This is a genomic window from Peribacillus simplex, from assembly GCF_001542915.1.
In the GTDB taxonomy this organism is placed as follows: domain Bacteria; phylum Bacillota; class Bacilli; order Bacillales; family DSM-1321; genus Peribacillus; species Peribacillus simplex_B.
The window spans coordinates 15,752-36,250 of record NZ_LNNH01000017.1; the positions used below are offsets into that span (position 1 = coordinate 15,752).

Annotated in this window: 26 protein-coding genes, 1 pseudogene and 2 riboswitches; of the genes and pseudogenes, 19 read left to right on the top strand and 8 right to left on the bottom strand. The window is 42.4% G+C overall.

The genetic code is table 11. From position 1 onward, the window contains the following. The 3 genes from AS888_RS09720 to AS888_RS09730 all read left to right on the top strand — a co-directional run bounded on the left by AS888_RS09720 (position 1) and on the right by AS888_RS09730 (position 3,621). The gene (locus AS888_RS09720) at positions 1–963 is read left to right on the top strand and encodes an ROK family glucokinase (RefSeq protein ID WP_061141986.1); all 963 of its coding nucleotides are present in this window, start codon (positions 1–3) and stop codon (positions 961–963) included. 151 nt (positions 964–1,114) lie between these two features. Continuing rightward, a complete protein-coding gene (locus tag AS888_RS09725) occupies positions 1,115–2,281 on the top strand; it encodes a M14 family metallopeptidase (protein ID WP_061141987.1) in 1,167 nt (388 codons plus the stop codon). 167 nt (positions 2,282–2,448) lie between these two features. Then, complete coding sequence (locus AS888_RS09730; protein ID WP_061141988.1) at positions 2,449–3,621, top strand: YqgU-like beta propeller domain-containing protein; 1,173 nt, start codon at positions 2,449–2,451, stop codon at positions 3,619–3,621. 307 nt (positions 3,622–3,928) lie between these two features. On the opposite strand, the gene AS888_RS26405 is transcribed toward AS888_RS09730, so the two are convergent. After that, positions 3,929–4,069 (bottom strand): hypothetical protein, encoded by a 141-nt coding sequence (locus AS888_RS26405; RefSeq protein ID WP_221408589.1) that lies wholly within the window; start codon positions 4,067–4,069, stop codon positions 3,929–3,931. 480 nt (positions 4,070–4,549) lie between these two features. On the opposite strand from AS888_RS26405, the gene AS888_RS09735 reads away from it, so the two are divergent. The 3 genes from AS888_RS09735 to AS888_RS09740 are packed head-to-tail and all read left to right on the top strand — an operon-like array spanning position 4,550 to position 5,376. Next, positions 4,550–4,987, top strand: coding sequence for a protease inhibitor I9 family protein (locus tag AS888_RS09735; protein WP_061141989.1), 438 nt, complete (start codon positions 4,550–4,552; stop codon positions 4,985–4,987). Between the two features lie 17 nt (positions 4,988–5,004). Continuing rightward, on the top strand, positions 5,005–5,163 hold the full coding sequence (locus AS888_RS27145) for a S8 family serine peptidase (RefSeq protein WP_397251464.1): 159 nt from the start codon (positions 5,005–5,007) through the stop codon (positions 5,161–5,163). Positions 5,164–5,181: 18 nt separating this feature from the next. Continuing rightward, positions 5,182–5,376: a hypothetical protein gene (locus tag AS888_RS09740; protein ID WP_061141990.1), complete on the top strand. Its 195-nt coding sequence runs from the start codon at positions 5,182–5,184 to the stop codon at positions 5,374–5,376. Between the two features lie 58 nt (positions 5,377–5,434). Here AS888_RS09740 and AS888_RS25675 read toward each other — a convergent pair. Further along, positions 5,435–6,276, bottom strand: a pseudogene (locus AS888_RS25675) (IS1595 family transposase); the annotation flags it as partial. 33 nt (positions 6,277–6,309) lie between these two features. Between AS888_RS25675 and AS888_RS09745 the strand changes: the two are divergent. Further along, complete coding sequence (locus AS888_RS09745; RefSeq protein WP_061141991.1) at positions 6,310–6,549, top strand: hypothetical protein; 240 nt, start codon at positions 6,310–6,312, stop codon at positions 6,547–6,549. A gap of 312 nt (positions 6,550–6,861) precedes the next feature. Here AS888_RS09745 and AS888_RS25025 read toward each other — a convergent pair whose 3' ends face one another. Further along, complete coding sequence (locus tag AS888_RS25025) at positions 6,862–7,035, bottom strand: DUF2759 domain-containing protein (protein WP_064505148.1); 174 nt, start codon at positions 7,033–7,035, stop codon at positions 6,862–6,864. A 228-nt stretch (positions 7,036–7,263) separates the two neighbouring features. On the opposite strand from AS888_RS25025, the gene AS888_RS09750 reads away from it, so the two are divergent. Further along, on the top strand, positions 7,264–7,890 hold the full coding sequence (locus AS888_RS09750; protein WP_061142098.1) for an MBL fold metallo-hydrolase: 627 nt from the start codon (positions 7,264–7,266) through the stop codon (positions 7,888–7,890). A 203-nt stretch (positions 7,891–8,093) separates the two neighbouring features. Beyond that, positions 8,094–9,191 carry a class I SAM-dependent methyltransferase gene (locus AS888_RS09755; RefSeq protein WP_185113069.1) on the top strand — a complete coding sequence of 366 codons (1,098 nt, stop codon included), beginning with the start codon at positions 8,094–8,096 and terminating at the stop codon, positions 9,189–9,191. Between the two features lie 59 nt (positions 9,192–9,250). On the opposite strand, the gene AS888_RS09760 is transcribed toward AS888_RS09755, so the two are convergent. After that, positions 9,251–9,493 carry a DUF2626 domain-containing protein gene (locus AS888_RS09760; protein WP_061141993.1) on the bottom strand — a complete coding sequence of 81 codons (243 nt, stop codon included), beginning with the start codon at positions 9,491–9,493 and terminating at the stop codon, positions 9,251–9,253. A gap of 84 nt (positions 9,494–9,577) precedes the next feature. Continuing rightward, positions 9,578–10,279: a helix-turn-helix transcriptional regulator gene (locus tag AS888_RS09765; protein WP_061141994.1), complete on the bottom strand. Its 702-nt coding sequence runs from the start codon at positions 10,277–10,279 to the stop codon at positions 9,578–9,580. A gap of 211 nt (positions 10,280–10,490) precedes the next feature. Here AS888_RS09765 and AS888_RS09770 point away from each other — a divergent pair, with 211 nt between their 5' ends. The 9 genes from AS888_RS09770 (at position 10,491) to AS888_RS09810 (ending at position 15,329) form a co-directional block, all read left to right on the top strand. Next, positions 10,491–10,871, top strand: a complete 381-nt coding sequence (locus AS888_RS09770) for a Spx/MgsR family RNA polymerase-binding regulatory protein (protein WP_061141995.1) — start codon at positions 10,491–10,493, stop codon at positions 10,869–10,871. Positions 10,872–10,975: 104 nt separating this feature from the next. Then, positions 10,976–12,046, top strand: a complete 1,071-nt coding sequence (comGA, locus tag AS888_RS09775) for a competence type IV pilus ATPase ComGA (RefSeq protein ID WP_061141996.1) — start codon at positions 10,976–10,978, stop codon at positions 12,044–12,046. Further along, complete coding sequence (gene comGB / locus AS888_RS09780; protein ID WP_081092379.1) at positions 11,970–13,070, top strand: competence type IV pilus assembly protein ComGB; 1,101 nt, start codon at positions 11,970–11,972, stop codon at positions 13,068–13,070. The genes comGA and comGB overlap by 77 nt, the downstream gene beginning before the upstream one ends. Before the next feature lie 78 nt (positions 13,071–13,148). Beyond that, a complete protein-coding gene (comGC, locus tag AS888_RS09785; protein ID WP_061141998.1) occupies positions 13,149–13,457 on the top strand; it encodes a competence type IV pilus major pilin ComGC in 309 nt (102 codons plus the stop codon). A gap of 40 nt (positions 13,458–13,497) precedes the next feature. Continuing rightward, entirely contained in the window at positions 13,498–13,908 is a 411-nt protein-coding gene (comGD, locus tag AS888_RS09790; protein ID WP_061141999.1) for a competence type IV pilus minor pilin ComGD, read from the top strand. Next, positions 13,895–14,233, top strand: a complete 339-nt coding sequence (locus AS888_RS09795; protein ID WP_061142000.1) for a hypothetical protein — start codon at positions 13,895–13,897, stop codon at positions 14,231–14,233. Before comGD ends, AS888_RS09795 begins: the two co-directional genes overlap by 14 nt. Further along, a complete protein-coding gene (gene comGF, locus AS888_RS09800; RefSeq protein WP_221408590.1) occupies positions 14,220–14,660 on the top strand; it encodes a competence type IV pilus minor pilin ComGF in 441 nt (146 codons plus the stop codon). The genes AS888_RS09795 and comGF overlap by 14 nt, the downstream gene beginning before the upstream one ends. After that, positions 14,653–15,039 carry a competence type IV pilus minor pilin ComGG gene (gene comGG, locus AS888_RS09805; protein WP_061142002.1) on the top strand — a complete coding sequence of 129 codons (387 nt, stop codon included), beginning with the start codon at positions 14,653–14,655 and terminating at the stop codon, positions 15,037–15,039. The genes comGF and comGG overlap by 8 nt, the downstream gene beginning before the upstream one ends. Before the next feature lie 104 nt (positions 15,040–15,143). Further along, complete coding sequence (locus AS888_RS09810; RefSeq protein ID WP_061142003.1) at positions 15,144–15,329, top strand: YqzE family protein; 186 nt, start codon at positions 15,144–15,146, stop codon at positions 15,327–15,329. A gap of 361 nt (positions 15,330–15,690) precedes the next feature. Here the strand turns inward: AS888_RS09810 and AS888_RS26410 are convergent, their stop codons facing one another. From AS888_RS26410 to AS888_RS09820, 3 genes are all read right to left on the bottom strand, one after another. After that, positions 15,691–15,915: a hypothetical protein gene (locus AS888_RS26410; protein WP_221408591.1), complete on the bottom strand. Its 225-nt coding sequence runs from the start codon at positions 15,913–15,915 to the stop codon at positions 15,691–15,693. A 383-nt stretch (positions 15,916–16,298) separates the two neighbouring features. Then, complete coding sequence (locus tag AS888_RS09815) at positions 16,299–17,096, bottom strand: YqhG family protein (protein WP_061142004.1); 798 nt, start codon at positions 17,094–17,096, stop codon at positions 16,299–16,301. Beyond that, on the bottom strand, positions 17,074–18,762 hold the full coding sequence (locus AS888_RS09820) for a DEAD/DEAH box helicase (RefSeq protein WP_061142005.1): 1,689 nt from the start codon (positions 18,760–18,762) through the stop codon (positions 17,074–17,076). The genes AS888_RS09815 and AS888_RS09820 overlap by 23 nt, the downstream gene beginning before the upstream one ends. 331 nt (positions 18,763–19,093) lie before the next feature. Continuing rightward, positions 19,094–19,181, top strand: a riboswitch (glycine riboswitch). A 3-nt stretch (positions 19,182–19,184) separates the two neighbouring features. After that, positions 19,185–19,265, top strand: a riboswitch (glycine riboswitch). A gap of 125 nt (positions 19,266–19,390) precedes the next feature. Between AS888_RS09820 and gcvT the strand changes: the two genes are divergently transcribed. Continuing rightward, positions 19,391–20,497, top strand: coding sequence for a glycine cleavage system aminomethyltransferase GcvT (gene gcvT, locus AS888_RS09825; protein ID WP_061142006.1), 1,107 nt, complete (start codon positions 19,391–19,393; stop codon positions 20,495–20,497). The last annotated feature ends 2 nt before the right edge of the window (positions 20,498–20,499 follow it).

A 20,499-nucleotide genomic window follows, 5' to 3' on the forward strand; every position in this document is an offset into this window, starting at 1 on the left:
ATGATGGAAAAATGGCTGATGGGTGTCGATTTAGGCGGTACAACTACCAAACTGGCTTTAATCAATTCATATGGGGAGATCATTCATAAATGGGAAATCAACACCGACATCTCCGAAAAAGGGAAATTCATCACGATGAACATTGCCAAGGCAATAGATGCGAAGCTTGAAGAATTGAATGAACCGAAGAGTAAGTTAGTGGGGATAGGGATGGGGGCCCCTGGCCCTGTGGATTTTGTCAACGGTTCGATATACGAAGCAGTGAATCTGGGGTGGAAAGACTATCCATTGAAGGATTTATTGGAAGTCGAGACCTCTTTGCCTGCGGTCATTGATAATGACGCCAATATGGCTGCTCTCGGAGAGATGTGGAAAGGTGCCGGTAATGGAGCCAAAGACCTTGTTTGTGTAACACTTGGGACGGGTGTAGGCGGGGGCATCATACATAATGGCCGAATCGTCCATGGAACAAGCGGTGCTGCAGGTGAAATAGGGCACATAACGGTTATTGCCGACGGTGGAGCTCCGTGTAATTGCGGCAAGACAGGTTGTTTGGAAACGGTTGCTTCAGCTACCGGAATCGTCCGGCTGGCTTTAGAGGCATTGAATGAGGACGATGGAACATCGTTGCTGCAGCAAAAAGTGAACGAAGGAAATGTCGTTTCTTCCAAATTGCTATTCCAATGCGCAAAAGATGGTGATTCCTTGTCAAAAGCTGTGGTCGATAAGGTAGGCAATTACTTAGGACTTGCGCTATCACATGTAGGGAATGTCATGAATCCAGATAAAATCGTAATTGGCGGTGGTGTTTCCCAGGCGGGAGGGATCTTGCTTGATACGGTCCGTGCTGCCTTTGAAAAGTATGCGTTCAAACGAGTTGGCAAGTCAACGAAAATAAGCCTTGCAACACTAGGCAATGATGCTGGGGTAATAGGGGCAGCTTGGCTAATTAAAAATCAATAGAATTCTTGAACCGTTTTCTAAGCAGCCCTGTTGGGACAGGACTGAAAGAAACGTTAAAAAAACGAAGCCTGGAGCGATCCAGGTTTTTTGGCATTGCATTTTTTCGGGGATCGGTTCATAAAATCAGACTAGGAAGGGGGCGGAGCATTAAATGAAAGTCGTGAGCAGAAGCAGAGATACGTTGGCCTATTACAGCCAATTATTTCAAATCCCGCAAGTTTTACTGGAGGATGCCAATCCCACCATCGCTGAAGGGAATTTGCCAACAGACATCGAGGTTCAGATTCCCGGGTTCGTAACGGATAAAGAATCCCGTTCGGGGAGCACGTTGAGAGAAATCGCGTTACGATCCCAATTGCCCCTCGATGCTTTATCATTATTGAATCAAGTTGAGAAGGAAACGGTTTCCGTACCGGTCAGGATCATCAACCCCTTGCTTGTCATCGAAAAACCGTATGATTACCAATCTCTTCTTGATGACCTTGACATCCTTTCTTTTCATTATCCCTTCATTCAAGTTGAATCGATAGGGAAGAGTGTATTAGGAAAAGAGCTTTTGGAAGTACGGGTCGGTCAAGGGAAGAAGGTGATCCATTATAACGGCTCATTCCATGCCAACGAGTGGATCACCTCGGCCGTTTTGATGAAATGGCTGAATGATTTGCTGGTGGCAGTTACGAATGATCGCACGCTTTGCAGTGTGGATTGCATGTCTTTTTATCAAAATGTAACCATCTCAATCGTGCCGATGGTCGATCCGGATGGAGTCGACCTAGTCATAAAAGGAGAGCAAGCCGCTGAAGGGAAATTCGATGTTTTAAAGATGAATAACGGCAATCCCGCCTTTTACGCTTGGAAAGCCAATATCCGCGGTGTTGACCTGAATAATCAATATCCAGCGAATTGGGAGATTGAAAAGCGAAGAAAGCTTCCAAAAGCTCCCGCACCGAGGGATTTTCCAGGACAGTATTCTTTATCTGAGCCAGAAGCGTTGGCCATGAAGGAATTGGCTGAAAGACGGAATTTTGAAAGAGTGATAGCCCTTCATACACAGGGGAAGGAATTTTATTGGGGATATGAAGGACATGAACCCGAGCATTCGGCGAGTATGGCGAGGGAGTTCGAGATGCGCAGCGGATATCGTGCCGTTCAATACGTGGATAGCCATGCGGGGTATAAAGATTGGTTCATACAGGAATTCAAACGACCTGGCTTCACGATTGAGCTGGGTACGGGAATCAACCCACTTCCTTTGTCGCATCTTCCTGGAATTTATGAAGATTCCGTGAAGATTTTAATGGCAGGACTGTATATGTGATTAGATTTTACTACGGAATATACTTCCACAAAAATATAAGATAATTATTCGCCACATTTTCTCTTTTTTACTTTATAATGAAAGTCGTAAGGATTCGAATAATCCTTGCACTTTCTAATGTCTCGCTCACATATGCCAGGCGTTTTTAGTTTTGAAGTTGGAGGTGTGTGGAGATTAAAGCAATCAAAGCAGCGCTTTGTATGCGGCTTACCATTGGCAAGATGTTGTGTATCGTCCCATTATTTATCTCCACTATCCTTCTTATCTCGGCTTGTGAGCCTTCCAAGGACCTTAGTAAACCCGTAACTGATACGGAAAAAGAACACTCCCCATCCAACTTAGGGAATTCTTCCCGTGATTGGAAGATCCCGACTGATGAAACCGAAAAAATCGATCAAATCTATGGATGGCTTGATACCAAAACCATTTTATTTGCTGAGAAGCGGGATGGCAATAAAGTCCCCCAGTTAATGGCTTGGAACCTGGAAACGAATGAAACGTCCGTTTTCTATCAGCCCGCCATTGCGTTTTCCGAAGTTTCAATCAGTCCATCTGGAACGCATACTTTGATTTCGTCCTTCACGTCTTCGGGCAAAGCATCGATCACCATTCTCGATCGTACAGGCAATCCATTGTATTCTATGTCGATACCCGCCTATGAATTAGCTTATGAGTGGAACTCCTATCGAGATGGAACGCTGTTTTTATCAAGTTTTAACGAAGATTGGACCTATAGCTCTTATGTGCTGAACCCAGATGATCAATCAATGGAAACACTGGACTTTCCACAGCCCTTTGCTCAATGGGCAGGTGAAAAGGATTTGATGTTTCTCGATTGGGACCGGGATGAACCTGCTTTGACGGCTCCCTTAGTAAAGAAGGCGCTGAATGATGATACGGCGGATAGCCTTATGCTCGATGTCATTCACTTTAAAAAAATGAAGCATGCGCTGATGACGATTCAAGTGGAGACAGAAAAACATGATCGGGGTACATACGCTTTTTATGATCAAACTAACGAGCCGATTCACTCTTTTTCCGTGCCGCTATTGAAAAGCTTTTCAGATTGGGTGATTCCTTCCTATGATTTCAATGAAAAAAACAAGGAATTCATCACGTTCATTCCAAATGAATCAAAAGACGCGGACCAATATGTGGGAAGGTTTACCTTGACTAAATTAAATTGGGAAAAAGGCACACAAGAAGAAGTGATGAAGGACATGGAAAATGAACCGTTAAGCTGTTCGCTTGATGGCAACTTCTGCTTATATGGATATCAATTCGAGAAAATCATTGATATGAAAACCCATCAAATACAAAGACTATTTAAAAAACAATGATGATCTAAATTAAAAGCTCGCCACAATGGCGAGCTTTAGCTTTCATACTGTAGGCACACTCTGTAAGGATGGAGTGTGTTTACAGTATTTTTTTAGGTTCAGAAAGTCTGAACACTGTTTTTCAAACGACTTTGCGTGAAAACTATTATAAATCCTCTATTACCCACGTTAGTTTCTGTCCATCGACCGTTTCATTCGTTGACGCGCCTTTCCCGCAGGAGTCGTTGCTTTCCGTTCCATTACACTTAGATTTAACAGATAGAAAGAACATCTCTGCCCACAGTATCGGGTTTCTACTTAGACCGTTTCATTCCACTTCAGGCACTCGCTTTCCGCGGGCGGCCCGTGAGCCAGCCTGCGGGGTCTCACGTTGACACGCATTTCCCGCAGGAGTCTCGTTGCCTTCCGTTGCATTCCACTTTGCGTGAAAATGAAGATAGCATCTCAAATTCCCCGCAGGAGTGTCGCCCCTCCGTTTCAATCCACTTTGCGTGTGATGGAATTCCCATTGTTCTCAGTTAATCCACATGATTAGCCTGGATAATAATAGTGTAGGCACTTGCGATACTGACATAGGCTCCGAGACTTCACGAGATTCTTCGCTAAATTACCTAACTATTAAATCGGTCCCCATGATAATGAAAAGTCCTCATATAAACCTACTAGTTCGAATTGCTAATTCCAAATTTAAGAATACACATTTCAAAATTGGAACGCTATGGTGTAGTTTTACATGATTTAATTTGATTATTAACAAATACACCGTAGTAAGTTTTGTATTATTAGGGAGGGCTGAAAACAATTATTACCTCTGCGATGTTTCTGTTTCATATACTCCAGATGATTTATAGATATGTAACATTCCATCGCATTAGTGAATTTGTTAAAAAACTAATTTAAGACAAGAAAGAACTAGGAGATGTATTAGTTGAAAAAAATAATTTCATTTATTGCAGTTTTCATCTTAATATTTGCATTTTTTTTACAGCCTCGTGAAACTAAGGCAAAGAATCAAAGCGAAAAAAATTACTTAGTAGAGTTTAATAAAAAATTGGATACTAAATTAATAGAAAAAGAGGGAGGGGAAATTAAAGGAAAATACAAGCATTTTAAGACTGCAAAAGCATCATTAACAACTGATGAATTATATAAAATAAAGAAAAATCCAACTGTAAAATTAATTGAAGAAGATGTAACCGTACAATCTACTCCTTTAAATGGAGAAACATATCTTGAAAATGGATATAGTTGGGGAACAAAAAGAATTAATGCAGATAAAGCTCATGAAAATGGCATTACTGGAAAAGGCATTAAACTTGCCATTTTAGACACGGGAATTTCAAAGCATTCTGGGCTTCATTTATAGATAGTGAAGAAGATGCTATAGATTTAAACGGTCACGGAACAGCAGTAGCTAGTGTAATTGCAACTTCATATGAAAATTCTGGTTACCACGGAGTAGCTCCAGATGTTAAATTGTATGTTGGGAAAGTACTCGATCAAAATGGTAATAAAAGGTTAAGTTTATTTACTGATAAATAAAATAAAGGGGAATTTACTTTGTATTTGTTAATATCAATTATTTTATCTGTTATATTAGGTTATCTATTGCTTATGATGGGACCTTTGGTTGGTGGCTTCCTTGCTTTTGGGATAGTTGCTGGCACCTTATTTAGAGGGCTTTATCTTTTAAATGACATACATAAAAGACTACCAAAAGATGCACCAAAACCCGAAAAAGCAAAAGAGGCTTAAGAAAACTATTTGAAAGAGAAAGACCGAGGGTAGAGAATTTTCTCTAACCTTTTTTTAATTACACAGCACATCTATACGCATTAACTGTTAAGTAGTTAGATTTTTTGCAGGATGAAATAAGCATTTGCTCCACCTGTTATTCAAAGTTCGATGTTTAACAATTTAGAGTATTAAAACAATACAGGTAATTGTCAAGATATTTGGTTATAACACCTTGAAAACGCCTAATCCAAGTTTTCAAGCGACTGGTGGAAGTTGTTCACGTTCTGGATGTGAAAGATACCTTTCTTTATATATTGTTTCTGTCTTTCATTGATAGTTTCGTGTTGTAATCCCTTTATTCTTGCTAACACTTTTTAGTTGGTTGCTGTCTCTGTGCATAGTAAAGAAGAGGGGATGTATAAACTCACCTATGACTGCATCTACTTCTTCTGCTATTACACGACCAGTCCCACCTTTAGGAGCAATCATATTACCATTTCGGTCTTGGACTAGGACAACGGCTATTTTAAAATCAGGTCCTTAATAGTTCGTTTCTTAGGTTCTCGATGAGTTACTTCTCTACCTTTTAAAGACTCCTTAAAGAAGGTCTCGTCACTTTCAACGATACCTTGTGATTGGTTGAAACTTAACGAACTAAGGGCGTTCAATATCTTATGTTTCTAATAAAATGCAGTTGATATGTGTATTTTTAAGCGGTTAGCGATTTTCGGAAGAGTAAAGCCCTCCACCATCATTTCCATATACTTCACCCTTTTTTCAGGATAGAGTGAGCCCGCAAATGGGTTGGTCATATCGTTGAAGGTCTTGTTGCAATCGTTACAAAGATAGGGTTGGCTAGTGTGATATTACCATTACGTTTCACTGATGTACTATCCAATGAACACAAGCCATTCCACTATTGTGCATAGCATAAAATAGGAGGTGATAAAAATGGGAAAGAGAATTTTTCCGCTTTTTATAATACTTATTGTTTCTGCAATGGCGATAACTTTTTTATTGCGTATGGGACCTTTTGAACAGCCCATCTGGATGCAAGTAGTATTTTTATTTTCCACCTCTACGTTTACATATATTGCTTTTAAGAATAAATCTGAAATTTCATTTGTTATTGTAAGCATTTGTGCTATCGTAATGCTATTTTCTTTATCGCTAAGGTTTTTTTGTTTTTGAATTCATAGGAAGTTCGCTTTACTCAATATGAATTGCCCCGTATATGTTAGACACCAAACTAACATGTACGGGGTGTTCTCTTATTACGTAACCCCCATCCATTAGGACTATTTGAATAGAAACACTAATGTATTTTAATAACCTTCGTTGAGACTTCCCCCAAACAATATCTATATCGTTTCGATTCTAACCTTAGTTTTCACGCCGAGGGGAACGGAACAGAGCGGTCTAAGTACAGATACTCCAAACTTTAGGCAATCGGGGAATCAAAAAAGGTTTCGGAAGGGATATCCTTCCGAAACCTTTTTTGATTTAATGGGCAACAGGAAAGCCGCTGTTAATGATTGTCATGACAGTGAACCAGCCAAATACGACCGCACTGCCGGCTGCAAATATGAATCCTAAGAAGTTTCTCTTTTTTAATGAGGTAAATACAGCAGCCACTCCCAATATAGCCACCAGTCCGAACACGACCATTAATATCATCGTAAAACCCCCTTTTTTCGTAATGCCAATCCTTAATAATATACCCAGAGGATGAAACAACTACCAAAAATATGTAGAAAAGAATGCATTTGTTAATATTTTAATATTTTTTCAATTATTTGTCGAGGCTTAAAGGCGAATCTCACCTGGCTAGAAGTGTTTTGGATTACCATGAACGGCATGATTTGGTGTAAGATGGAGGGAGAAAATCTTATTGGAGTGATGGAAATGAAATGGACACAAATTCCTCTTGGACCCCTGCAAACGAATTGCTATGTCGTTTCGGATGGAAATGATTGCATCATTTTCGATCCGGGTGAAGAGCCGCAGAAAATCATACAATATATACAAACAAAAAAGTTGAAGCCTTTGGCAATTTTATTGACGCATGCTCATTTTGACCATATCGGTGCTCTTGATGTTATTCGGGATCATTATGAAGTGCCTGCCTATCTTCATGAAAAAGAGGCCAAGTGGCTGCTTGATCCCGCATTGAACGGCTCGTTGAACTGGTTCCCAGAAAACCCGATGCGCATGAAGCCGGCTGATCATATTATAACAAATGAGCACGAGCTTGCGATTGGGGGATTCACTTTCGAAGTTTTCGAAACCCCCGGACACTCACCCGGCAGTGTTTCCTATTTTGCAAGGGATGAACGGCTGCTCTTTTCAGGAGACGTCTTGTTCCAAGGAAGCATCGGCAGGACTGATTTAATAGGCGGGAGCGAAGCGGTCCTGCTAAAAAGCATAGATTCGAAACTGCTGCCGCTTCCTGATGATACGATCGTTTTTCCGGGACATGGGCCAGTCACGACCATTTTAGATGAAAAGAATGACAATCCCTTCTTGAGATAACAATCCCTCAGGTGCCAGATGGCACCTGTTTTATTTTTCGTTCTTAAATGTGTGAATATTGAAAAAGGTCGCTCGCGGAATTATACTGAGTATATTTCAAGGAAAAACGAACACACGGAATTTTGAGCATGACTGTTGAAGAAGCACCCACCGGGAGGTTCAGTTCCTTAATGATCGCGGTTCAAGGAAGAGGAGGCGTTATGTTGAGACATCACTTGAAGGAAATGATTGAAAGCAGCCCGAAAAAGAGAATTTCCTATCATGACTACATGGCTGCCGCTTTATATGCCCCCACCATCGGCTACTATGCGAGCCCCAAAAAGAAAATCGGTTCTAGAGGGGATTTCTATACGTCGGGCAATGTCGGGGACGCATTTGGGAGGTCGCTTGCGAGATGGTTCGTTCATTTGATAAAAGTGTGCGGGATTTCCCCTAAAATCGTCGAAGTCGGTGCGGGGGACGGGAAGCTTGCTTACGACATCCTTGTCTATATAAAAGAAACCGAGCCGCTGATTTGGGACTCGCTGACGTATGTCCTGGTGGAAACGAGTCCCTACCACAAAAAGGCGCAACAAGAACGTATGGGGATGTTCAAACAAGCATTTTTTGCTTCAGGGGCAGAAGAATGGACAAGCATGGATGGAATCGTCTTTTCAAATGAATTTTTCGATGCATTGCCTGTCCATGTCATTGAAAAGGATGATGGGGCCCTAGTAGAGGTATTCGTCACGATTAAGGATGGCCATTTGCTGGAAGTGAAGGAACCTTTGTCAAACCCGGACATTCTTTCTTACCTTACAGAACGATCCGTGACATTACATGATAAGCAAAGGTATGAAATTCCGCTAAAGATGGTTGAGGAGTATGAAAAGATCGCTTCAAACATCGAATCGGGGATCCTTCTTACGATCGATTATGGTTATATTCAAAAGGAATGGATGGAACCTGCACATCATCAGGGAAGCCTAAGGGGCTATTATCAGCATGAAATGATTGGAGATGCCCTTATGTATCCAGGTGATATGGATTTGACGACACATATCCATTTTGACACATTAATGGATAGGGGAGAAAGAAATGGTTTAGGAACCTGCAAACTTTATCAGCAGCATGAATTCCTGCTTAAAACGGGAATTCTTCAGGAATTGAAGGAACACCAAGAAACGGATCCATTCTCAAAAACGGCAAAACGTAATCGTGCGATTCGGGGGTTAATCGTTCCAGGAGGGTTCAGTGAGCATTTCAGGGTGCTGGTTCAAACGAAGAATCTAGCTGTAACAGCAAAGGTTTTTCCTGAATGATGACATGTGAAAACCCATGAACCAAAATTCATGGGTTATGTATCATGCTTATTTCGTTCTTAATGGGCGGCACCAGGAGTCATCATAAATACGCTCCAGTACGAAAACCCTGCAAAGAAAATGGTAAGATAGGCGCCAAAAACATAAATATACATGCGCTCAGATAATTTCAAATAACTTAAAAGAACAAAAAAGATAGTTTGTGCGAAGAAAAGTAAAGACGTTTGATGCATATGGCCCAGATAAAAGAAAATAGCCATAATTCCTGTCCAAAAACCACATACCCTGAACATGCGTTCCATCCGAATCCCTCCTTTTTCTAGTCTTCTACATTCCAAATAATTATAAATGAAATTGTAAGGTAATGTAAAGGATGCCTTTTGTTTCTATGTGAGAACCGAAGCTTGATAAGAGCACGTGGAACAATCAGACATCATATTTTCCAGTTCCACAATATGGACATTTGTAAACAAGGCTTCGAACATTCCTTTTAAGAAGGAGTTGTGCATGGAGCAGATGATACTTGGCTCTACGGCGGTAACTTCCTTGAACGGACAATTGAAGATACGGAAGTGTATGTTATTTTCTTCTTCGCTTGCTTGAATTTCAGGCGAGAACCCCGCAATGGCAGCGGCATTTTTAAGCATGCCGACTTTTTCCGCAAAAGAAAGGCTGTCGACCGAGTTTAAGCTCATGGCTAGTTGCTGGTTGACCAATTCCTCGCCGAACACCTTTCCCGTATCATATAGCGCCTGTTTGCCTTGCTCCCCTAATGTCATCATCGTCTGGATGGCAATCCTTGAAAGCAGCTGATAGTCCCTATAGGGAAAATGCAGCTGAATGACTTTATCAGACAAGCGATAAAGCCTGCTTGGACGTCCGCCTTTCCCGGTTTTACGGGCTTCGGATGTCAGCATGTCAATATCTTCGAGTTTTGATAAATGCAGACGGGCGACATTTGGATGGATGCTGAATGAATCGGCAATTTGCTGTACCGTCACATCCCCATGATTGTTCACAATATATTGATATATATAATACCGAGTGGGATCTGCTAACACGTTCGTGATTTTTAACGTATGCTCCATTTTATCCTCCTGATTACCATAGTTTTACTTGTTTATTATAATACAGGCAGAAAAAAATGGAATAACAGAACTGGCAATCTCGCTTCAGATACAAAAAGTTCACATTTCCCCCGTTTTTTATCAAGCTAATTAATATACAATTATTGTACAAATGTTATACAATGATTCTGTAGATTAGTTATATATAAATTGTGGATGAGGGGTTGTGAATATGGAACGATTGACTTTCTTTTCGTATCCAAGCTGTACATCATGCCGAAAAACAAAAAAATGGTTAAAGGCCAATCATATTTCTTTCGAAGAGCGCCATTTATTCAGAGAAACGCCAACGGAAGCAGAATTAAAACGGATTCTGGCATTGACGACCGAGGGACTTGACGAACTACTGGCAACAAGAAGTGAAGCATATAAAGGCTTACATGTTAATATTGACGAAATGATGCTATTTGATGTAATCCAATTACTTACAAAAGAGCCAAGGCTATTGAGAAGGCCCATCCTCATCGATGGTGAAAAATTAGTGATCGGCCACAATGAAGATGCATTGAAAAATTTGGTTTCCAAAAAGCAGGATTTGAAAATGAGCATGTAAAAATCATTCTCGGAAATTTTTCGGGAATTTTTTTATTTGTAAGGAGGAAATTGTCGGTCGTTGTCGAATTTTAAAATCAAGAAAAATAGGAGGTGAAGATTGATTTGATATCGATAGAAAAAACGGCAGAAAAAATCCTGACTCGTGCCATTCGGTTATCGGCGACTGACATCCATATTTTTTTTCGCAGGGAGGGGCCGCTCATCCAATTCAGGATAGACAATAAGCTCGTACCGCAAGAAACAATATCATTCTTTGAAGCTGAAAGGCTTATAGCCCACTTGAAGTTCCTTGCCGCAATGGATATAGGCGAAAAAAGGAGGCCGCAAAGTGGCGCCATCACCATGAATTTAGCTGACCAAGTGGTAGGACTTCGCCTCTCCACACTCCCCACTGCCTATCTCGAAAGTCTGGTCATCCGCTTGATACCCCAACAGAATATCCTTCCGCTAGAACAATTATCCTTATTCCCGAATACCGCCCAAAAATTGATCGCGCTCCTGAAGCACTCCCATGGCATGCTCATTTTTACCGGCCCCACCGGCAGCGGGAAAACGACTACCCTATATTCCCTGCTTCATCATGCACGTGTGATGCTCAATCGAAATATCATTACACTTGAAGATCCGATTGAAAATGTGTCCGAAAAGGTGCTGCAAGTCCAAATCAATGAAAAGGCGGGCATTACCTATTCCGTCGGCCTAAAAGCTGTGCTTAGGCATGACCCGGACGTGATCATGGTGGGGGAAATCAGGGATTCGGAAACGGCGAAAATCGCGGTGCGTGCCGCATTGACCGGACATTTGATCCTGACGACGATGCATACAAGGGATGCACAAGGGGCCATCTCCAGGCTGCTTGAATTTGGTGCAAGCCTGCTTGAAATAGAACAAAGCTTGGTTGGCGTGACAGCTCAGCGTCTGGTTGAACTTCGCTGCCTTTCGTGTAACGGGGATTGTCCATCTGCTTGCGAACGGACGGATAGGACGAAAAGGGCGAGTGTGTATGAATTGCTTTATGGGAAAAGCTTGGCCGACCTTTTCCAAACGATTAAGGATGAAAAGGGCGGCGCGTCTGTCAGCTATCGTAGATTAAAGGATGAAATTGGTAAAGCGGTTGCCATGGGTTTTGTCGGTACACAAGAATACGATCGGCTGGTATATCGTGATGACTAAAAGTAAATGGCAGTTGAAGGAACAAGCCGTCTTCGTTACGAAGCTAGGTGAATTATTAAGCCATGGCTATCCCTTGGCAGAAGCAATCCGTTTCCTCGAGTTTCAAGAATCCAAGAAGAAGGCGGGAGATTTCTCTAAAGCCTTACAAGATTTAAGGAATGGCTATCCCTTGCATCAAGTGCTGTCCCATCTAGATTTTCATCCACAACTTGTCAGTTATATCTTTTATGGAGAGCAGTACGGCGACCTTGATCGGGCGTTGAAAGAAGGCGGGGGATATTGGAAGAAAAGAACGGAAGATCTGGATAAAGTAAAAAAAATATTGGTTTACCCCATATTCCTGGCTTTTTTTGTAGGCATCGTGTTTTATATTCTCCAAAGTGTTCTCCTTCCCCAATTCCAGGCCATCTATTTAACGATGGATGTCGATCAAAATGCCATCCTGATTCTGTTGTCTGCATTTTCCTTCATTCTGCCTCTTCTTCCCTTCGTTTTGCTTTTCTTGATCCTATTCTCGTATCTGCTCAAGCTCTTTTGGTTCAACCGATTATGCCCTTTACGGCAGCGAACGATCCTGATGGGCATTCCGGTATTAGGGAACTTCATCAAATTATATGAAACCTATTTTTTTGCAAGCCAATTCAGCGGCATGCTTTCCGGTGGATTGTCCATTAACGAAAGCATTAAATTGTTCTCGATAAATCAGCAGCAGCCATTTTATCAAAAACTCTGCTCGATCATGAAGGATGACCTGACAGAAGGCCGTTCGCTTGAAATGATTTTTCGTGAATTGCCTTATTTTGATAAGAATTTGCCAGTGGTTGCAGCAAATGGACAAAAATACGGGAGGCTTGATGTGGAGCTATTGCATTACAGCCGTTTCTTGCTTGAGAGGATGGAAGAGAAAATGAACGTCACCCTAAAAATCCTCCAACCCCTTATGTTTTCGGTGATAGGTCTCCTGATCGTGTCGATTTATTTAGCGGTTTTGCTGCCGATGTTCTCATTGCTCGATGGGATTTAAGAATTTCATTATTGAAATGTGGAGGTGAAACTGCACAAAAACCATTCTGAGATCAGATGGTTTAAGGAGCAGGATGATATGAAGAAAGTTTTGGATGAAAGAGGTTTTACCCTAATTGAGATGCTTATTGTTTTACTAGTCATCTCGATACTTTTGATCATTACCATACCCAATATCACCAAGCATCAATCGACGATCCATACAAGAGGATGCGAAGCCTTCGTAAAGATGGCCCAAGCACAAGTGCAGGCATATGAGATTGACAATGCCAAGCTGCCTGGGAGCATAGATGAATTGGAAAGCCAAGGTTATCTTAAACAGACCACCTGTCCGAATGGAGATGAGATCAGCTTGGATAAAAAGGGGAAAATAACGATTGTTGAGTAGAAGAAAAGGAATGATTAAGCATGACAATGGGGGATTTACGATGTCGGAAACCCTAATTGTCCTTGTCATTTTTATACTGCTGCTTTCCATAACCCCCAATTTATATCCAAGCTTCAATAGAGGAATGGAAGAAAGGCTGTTCCTTTCCCAATTTCATGAGGATCTTTTCTATGCACAACAATATGCCATCAGCCATGAAGGGTTGATTTACCTGCATATCGATGATGTCAATAAGATATATACCGTTTCCTCATACAAAGAGGGTAAGATCCTGGAGCGAAGCATACCTGCGGATATCCACTTTTCAAGTGGCACTTTAGGGTTTAGCTTTTATTTTAATCAGAATGGAAATGTATCAAAAGCAGGAACATTGATGATTGAAACATCGAAGGGGAAGTACAAATTGGTTCTGAATATCGGCAAAGGGAGGTTCAGGATTGAGAAATTGTAAAGGGTATGTGTACCTTGAGCTGATGGCCGCCTTTTCTGTTTGTGCATTTTTGGCGCTCTCGATTTTACCGATCCTTGAGAATGTGATGACCGACCGCAAAAATATGATCATGAAGACGGAAGCCCACCATTTGTTGTATGAAAGGTTGACGGCGTTCATGGAAGGGGAGGTACAGGGCATGGAGCAGGAATTCATTATTCAAAAAAAATCCTACCGCATGATTTGGAAGGACGATGGAGATTCATCGGGAACTATTGAAGGATGTGTACGTTATGAAAATGCATCGGGAAAAGATGAGTCGATTTGTGATATTGCGGCAAAATGATGGCTTTACGATGATTGAAATGCTTTTTTCACTACTGATTTTGATGTTGATTTCTCTTTTTGTTGTGCAGCTTTTCTCCATCATCCAAACCCAGGTGGAGGCGGTTAATAAATTGCATCCTAAAGAGTGGGAGGTCTTCACCATGCAGATGCATCAGGAAATCCGGAGCTCCAAATCCCAGGTTGTAAGGGGGAGTGGATTATATTTAATGTCAGGTGATCAATTATCATCCATTGAACAATATGAAGATAAGGTTCGCAGGAGGGTCGATGGCAAGGGGCATGAAGTCATCCTGCAGAACATATCAAAATTTCAGGTGAAGAAGGATGGCAGCGTCATTGTCCTGGTTGTGACAGATAAGGCAGGGACTACTTTTAGCCGAAGCTTTCATCCATACTTTAAAGATGGGAACGAAGCGGATGAATAATCAAAAAGGAGTCGTTTTCCCGATGGTGCTGATTATAGCCAGTGTTTTCATCATGCTGATGATTTTAATGATCGATCAATTTATCATCGATAAAAGATTTTATAAAGAAGTGGAAGAATCGTTGGTGGCAGACCATCTTGTCCATCTAGCCGTTAAGGAAGTGACGGCAGGGTGGGAGGAGGATATGCCGGAAGTATTCCAAGGGGACATAACGTATCCAGATGGTGCGGTGCGGTATTCGTTGTTGAAGCATGACGGTCGATATGCATTTATCGAATTTTCCTCCACGACTAAAAATGATCGAGTGGGCAGGATCGTCATACAATATGATAAAGAGGCGGGGAGAGTGGTGGAATGGATCGAAAAACAGACTGGCTGACGCGTTCCGATTGGCGGATCAACGAGATGCTGGCCGTGTTAAGAAAGGACGTCCAGGAATAAAAGTAGCAGCAATCGGGCATGCTTATCATAGGGTGATACCATATGTCTACTAACGCTTATATTAAATATCTGACGCAACAGTTTGTCGAATATTTTAATCTGACCAAAAAAGAACGAAGAGAAAAGCGCCGTCATAAAAAAGAGGATAAAAATCACGGGATGTCCCATTGGTTTGGCATTGTCCCTTTTGCGTTGACGATGTTTGTAAGGAAGAATATCAAAAAATGAAACAGATGTCCTTCATTGTACATGGACATCTCAAACTGTAGACAAACCCAAAAATGATAAGGGGTTTGTCTACAGTTATTTTGTTTGTATTGAAATTGAATTCATTCCACTCTGCATTTGAAATATAAGAGTGGATTCCAATTGCCCACAGGTAGAGATTTGTCCAATGACCATTCCGTTTCACTGTGGGCGCTCGCTTTCCGCGGGCGGTCCGTGAGCCTCCTCGTCTTTCAGCCTGCGGTGTCTCACGTGACACGCATTTCCCGCAGGAGTCTCGCACCCTCCGTTCCACTCCCATTTGCAAAATAAGCTGGAATTGCGATTGCGCACAGTTTTGATGATGTGTCCAATGATCGTTGTTTCACTGCGAGTGCTCGCTTTCCGCGGGCGTTCCGTGAGCCTCCTCGTCTTTCAGCTGCGGTGTCTCACGTGACACGCATTTCCCGCAGGAGTCTCGCACCCTCCGTTCCACTCCCATTTGTGTGCAAAATAAGCTGGAATTGCGATTGCGATTGCGCACAGGTAGAGATTTGTCCAATGACCATTCCGTTTCACTGTGGGAGCTCGCTTTCCGCGGGCGGTCCATGAGCCTCCTTGGCTTTCAGCCTGCGGTGTCTCACGTGACACGCATTTCCCGCAGGAGTCTCGCACCCTCCGTTCCACTCCCATTTGTGTGCAAAATAAGCTGGAATTGCGATTGCGCACAGTTTTGATGATGTGTCCAATGATCGTTGTTTCACTGCGAGTGCTCGCTTTCCGTGGGCGTTCCGTGAGCCTCCTCGTCTTTCAGCCTGCGGTGTCTCACGTGACACGCATTTCCCGCAGGAGTCTCGCACCCTCCGTTCCACTTCAATTGTGTGCAAAATAAGCTGGAATTGCGATTGCACACAGTTTTGATGATGTGTCCAATGATCGTTTCGTTACACTGTGGGCGCTCGCTTTCCGCGGATCGCATTTCCCGCAGGAGGTCTATCCCAATGCGCGGTCTGAAAGGTAAAATAATCCCCCGTTAATGATCGATATTCGTATGTTGGGTTCATATTGCGCCTTGAGTGCCTCTTTTTCGGTAAAATAGCTATCACTTTTTTCGTCCATGTCCTTGTAAAAATGCTCCAACAGATTCAAGTCATCCTGCCAGCGTCTCATGGCTTCTTCCGCCCATGAATGGTCATCACCCTCGAAACTGGTCCTGATGTAAGTATCGAGTCTTGCCAATCCACTTTTAGGCATGATGAGCGGTGAAAGGGTAAAGGAGTAATCCGGGATCTTCGGGGTGACTTTGACTGGCATGAGCCGATTATGAAACCCTTCCATGATTTCTCCTGAAATGAGATTCAGGCCGATGGACATAAAGGTATCTTTTTTACGATCGCATTGATAAGATATTTTTACATTGAGTGTCAGCCAAGGAAATAACGGATGATTTCCGCCTTTAACCGGAGGGGTATCCTCAAAGAGTCTCGTATATCCGGCCAGCTTCTTCGTCGATTGGATAATCTGATGAAGGCGGGGGGAACCGAAATGAATCATTTCGCCCTTCAAATCCGCTGGGGTCCGATCTGGGTCGGTTATGAAGGTGATTACTGCCGGGTTCGGAATCCCGCCTGTTTTTTCAAGATAGTGCCAATAGAAAGGGCGGTTCATTAATTCCTTATCCATGTCGATTGTCAGCTGAACGGTAAGGTGGGAGCCTCCATCGGCCAAAATTTCGCAATCATTGGCTTTAAAGTAAGTGTGTAAAAAATCATGAATTTCCTGTTGCTGCATGAACCTCACCTTCCTTCATGGCTTGTGCGAATTGAATTAACGACGAGAAATTATCCATCTTGATTTTCATTTCTCCCTCGGTTTTCGACTCGCCGACTACATCTATTAAATATTCCTCAATATTGCTGATGTCCAACTTGGTTAGGATATCATCCAATTCCCCAATCACCTTTTCAAACAAATTGATTTTTTCGTATAGTAATTTGAGGATATGCTCTTCGACCGTATTTTTCGTCGCAAAGTTATAAATCATGACATCTTCTTCCTGACCAAGCCGATGTATCCGCCCGATTCTTTGCTCAAGTCTCATCGGGTTCCAGGGCAGGTCGAAATTAATCAAGTGATGGCAAAACTGCAGGTTTATTCCTTCCCCTCCAGCTTCCGTAGCAATTAACACCTGTATGTTCTTTTGGAACAATTCCCGCATCCAGTCTTTCTTTCCTCGTTTGAAGCCGCCGCGAAATGGAACGGAAGAGATTCCGTTTTGCTGTAAATACCATTGTAAATAGAGCTGGGTGGCGCGGTATTCGGTGAAAATGATCACTTTATCATCGATTTTCTTGATCAGTTCCAGAGCCTTTTCGGCTTTAGAGTTCTGAACCGTTTCATTCACCTTTGTAAATAGTTCATCAAGCTTTGCCGTATAGTCGGGCGAAGGATCGTCATATTTAGCTTTCATATTTTTTAAAGTGTAATAGACTGCCTCCCTGCTTGAACAAGCTTCCCTTTGGAGGGTGAGAGCGGAAAAGGTGCTTCCCTTCGTTCCTTCTGTAATCGGCTTGAATTGTGAAACAGCATCATATAAGGCTTGTTCGGTGGGAGAAAACTCGATGGTGATGGTTTCCACATGCCGTTTTGTCCATTCGATCCCGGTATCGGCCCTCCGATTGCGAATCATGACCGTGTTTACGAGTTCCTTAAGATGTTCATCCTCGATTATGCCTCGGCCTTTTCCTTTATATTTTTCTGAAAAGAGTGAAGCATTCCCCAAATGCCCTGGTTTCAATAAGGAAACAAGGTGAAAGATTTCCTCGACTTTATTTTGGATGGGAGTTGCCGTCAGGAGCAGGCAAAATTTCTTTTTCAGATTTTGGACGAACTCGTAGTTCTTCGTTTTGTTGTTTTTTAGTTTATGGGCTTCGTCAATGATGATGAAGTCATATTCCTGATTGAAGATGATATCACGATGGGGAGCGCGTTTCGCCGTATCAATCGAAGATATGACGACATCGCAGGATTCCCAAACGTAGCTTTTCCTTTGGGCGACTGCCGGGATATGAAACTTCGTATTCAATTCAAATGCCCATTGTGAAACGAGGGAAGCGGGTACAAGGATCAATACTTTTTTGACAAGGCCTCGTATCATATATTCCTTTAAGATCAGCCCGGCTTCGATCGTTTTCCCGAGCCCCACCTCATCAGCTAATATGGCCTTCCCATTCATCTTTTCCACGACTTGTTTTGCTGCCTCCAATTGGTGGGGAAGCGGGGTTAGATGAGGCAGGTGCTTGGGTGCCTGTAATCCTTCAAAATCAGGGATGATGAGGTTTTCTTCCATTTGAACAGCCAGCTTATAAAGCTCCCAATTTCCCCATGGTCCGTCATTTTCAATTTTTTGCAGAAACTCGTCATTCCATTCTAAATTGGAGGATATATTGATTTTCATAGAAAAAACTCCCTCTTACATCATAATTTCCTTAATATAAGGTCAAAATCCGAACATTTCATATGTGAAATAAGAAAAATATTTATCTTCAAAAGATATTGCAGAGATAAGTTTCTTAGGGTAGGATATAAGTATATTTAGAAAATTCCAATTTTCCACGCTTGAAGTACTTTGATTTTGTGGTTCACGTTTCATTAGTATGGGCCATAGGCTCCCACTTTATCCAAGTTAACTGAAGATAAAAGAGGTGGCAGTGAAGTTATTCCATGAATGCCCAGGGATTACGAATGCCAGGGAGTGGTCCCTTGCATGGGTAAACCATTATATGCGGTTGAAGATAAGGGGAGAGACTACGGATGTAGCGCCGAAGGAGCAAACTTAGCAGTGAATCTCTCAGGCAAAAGAACTCTTATTGGACGCAACTCTGGAGAGCGCCGCCGATTGGACGGCCACCAAAGGGGAAAACCTATCATATAGGTAAACTTTCAGGTTTCAGGACAGAGAAAAAGCTCAAACGGGCTTTCTCTGTCCTTTTTTGTGCTTTTTCATATCAGGAATCACGAATGATTTTGAAGCTATTCGATCATGAAGCCTATTTAATCCAAAAATATCTGAGGGGGGTCATTTTTTGACCAATTTAAAAAGAACACCACTATTCGAGGTTTATCAGGAAAGCGGAGGCAAAACGATTGATTTTGGAGGCTGGGAACTGCCCGTCCAATTTTCGGGCATCAAGGATGAGCATGAAGCCGTTCGTGCAAAGGCGGGTTTATTCGATGTTTCGCATATGGGAGAGGTTGATGTAAAGGGTCCTGGAAGCCTTCCTTTTTTACAGAAGATGCTGACCAACGATGTATCGAAGCTGCAGCAGGGCGGGGCGCTATATACGGCAATGTGTTATGAAAACGGGGGGACGATTGATGACCTCATCGTTTATAAAATGGCGGAGGATGACTATTTGCTCGTGGTCAATGCAGCTAATACGGAAAAAGATTTTAACTGGCTGCAAGCAAATTGTCCGGAAGATGTCCAACTTACGAATGTATCAAGTGACTATACACAGCTAGCCCTTCAAGGACCGGCTGCAGAGAAGATATTGCAAAAACTGTCAGGTGACACGGACCTTAGTGAAATTGGCTTTTTCAAGTTCAAGGAAAACGTCATGATAAATGGGATCGCTACGATCGTTTCCCGTACCGGATATACAGGCGAAGATGGATTTGAGATATATAGCCGCAGTGAAAATGGTCCTTCCCTTTGGAAGGCGATTTTGGAAGCTGGGAAGGAAGAAGGAATTCAGCCGATTGGTTTGGGTGCTCGTGATACCCTGAGATTTGAAGCGAAACTGCCGTTGTATGGACAGGAGCTATCAGCGGACATCACCCCGATAGAGGCGGGGATCGGTTTTGCGGTAAAAGTGGATAAGGAAGCTGATTTTTTCGGGAAAGCTGTTCTTGCTGAACAAAAGGAAAAAGGGGCTCCTCGCAAGCTTGTTGGAATTGAGATGATTGACCGTGGCATTCCACGTCATGGTTATAAGGTATACAGCGGGGACCAAATCATTGGCGAGGTCACGACAGGCACCCAATCCCCTACATTGAAGAAAAATGTTGGATTGGTACTTATCGACAAGGAATTTTCGGCGCTGGATGCAACTGTCGAAGTGGAGATCCGTTCGAAACGTTTGAAAGCCACTATCATACAAACACCTTTTTATAAAAAACCACGTAAATAGAG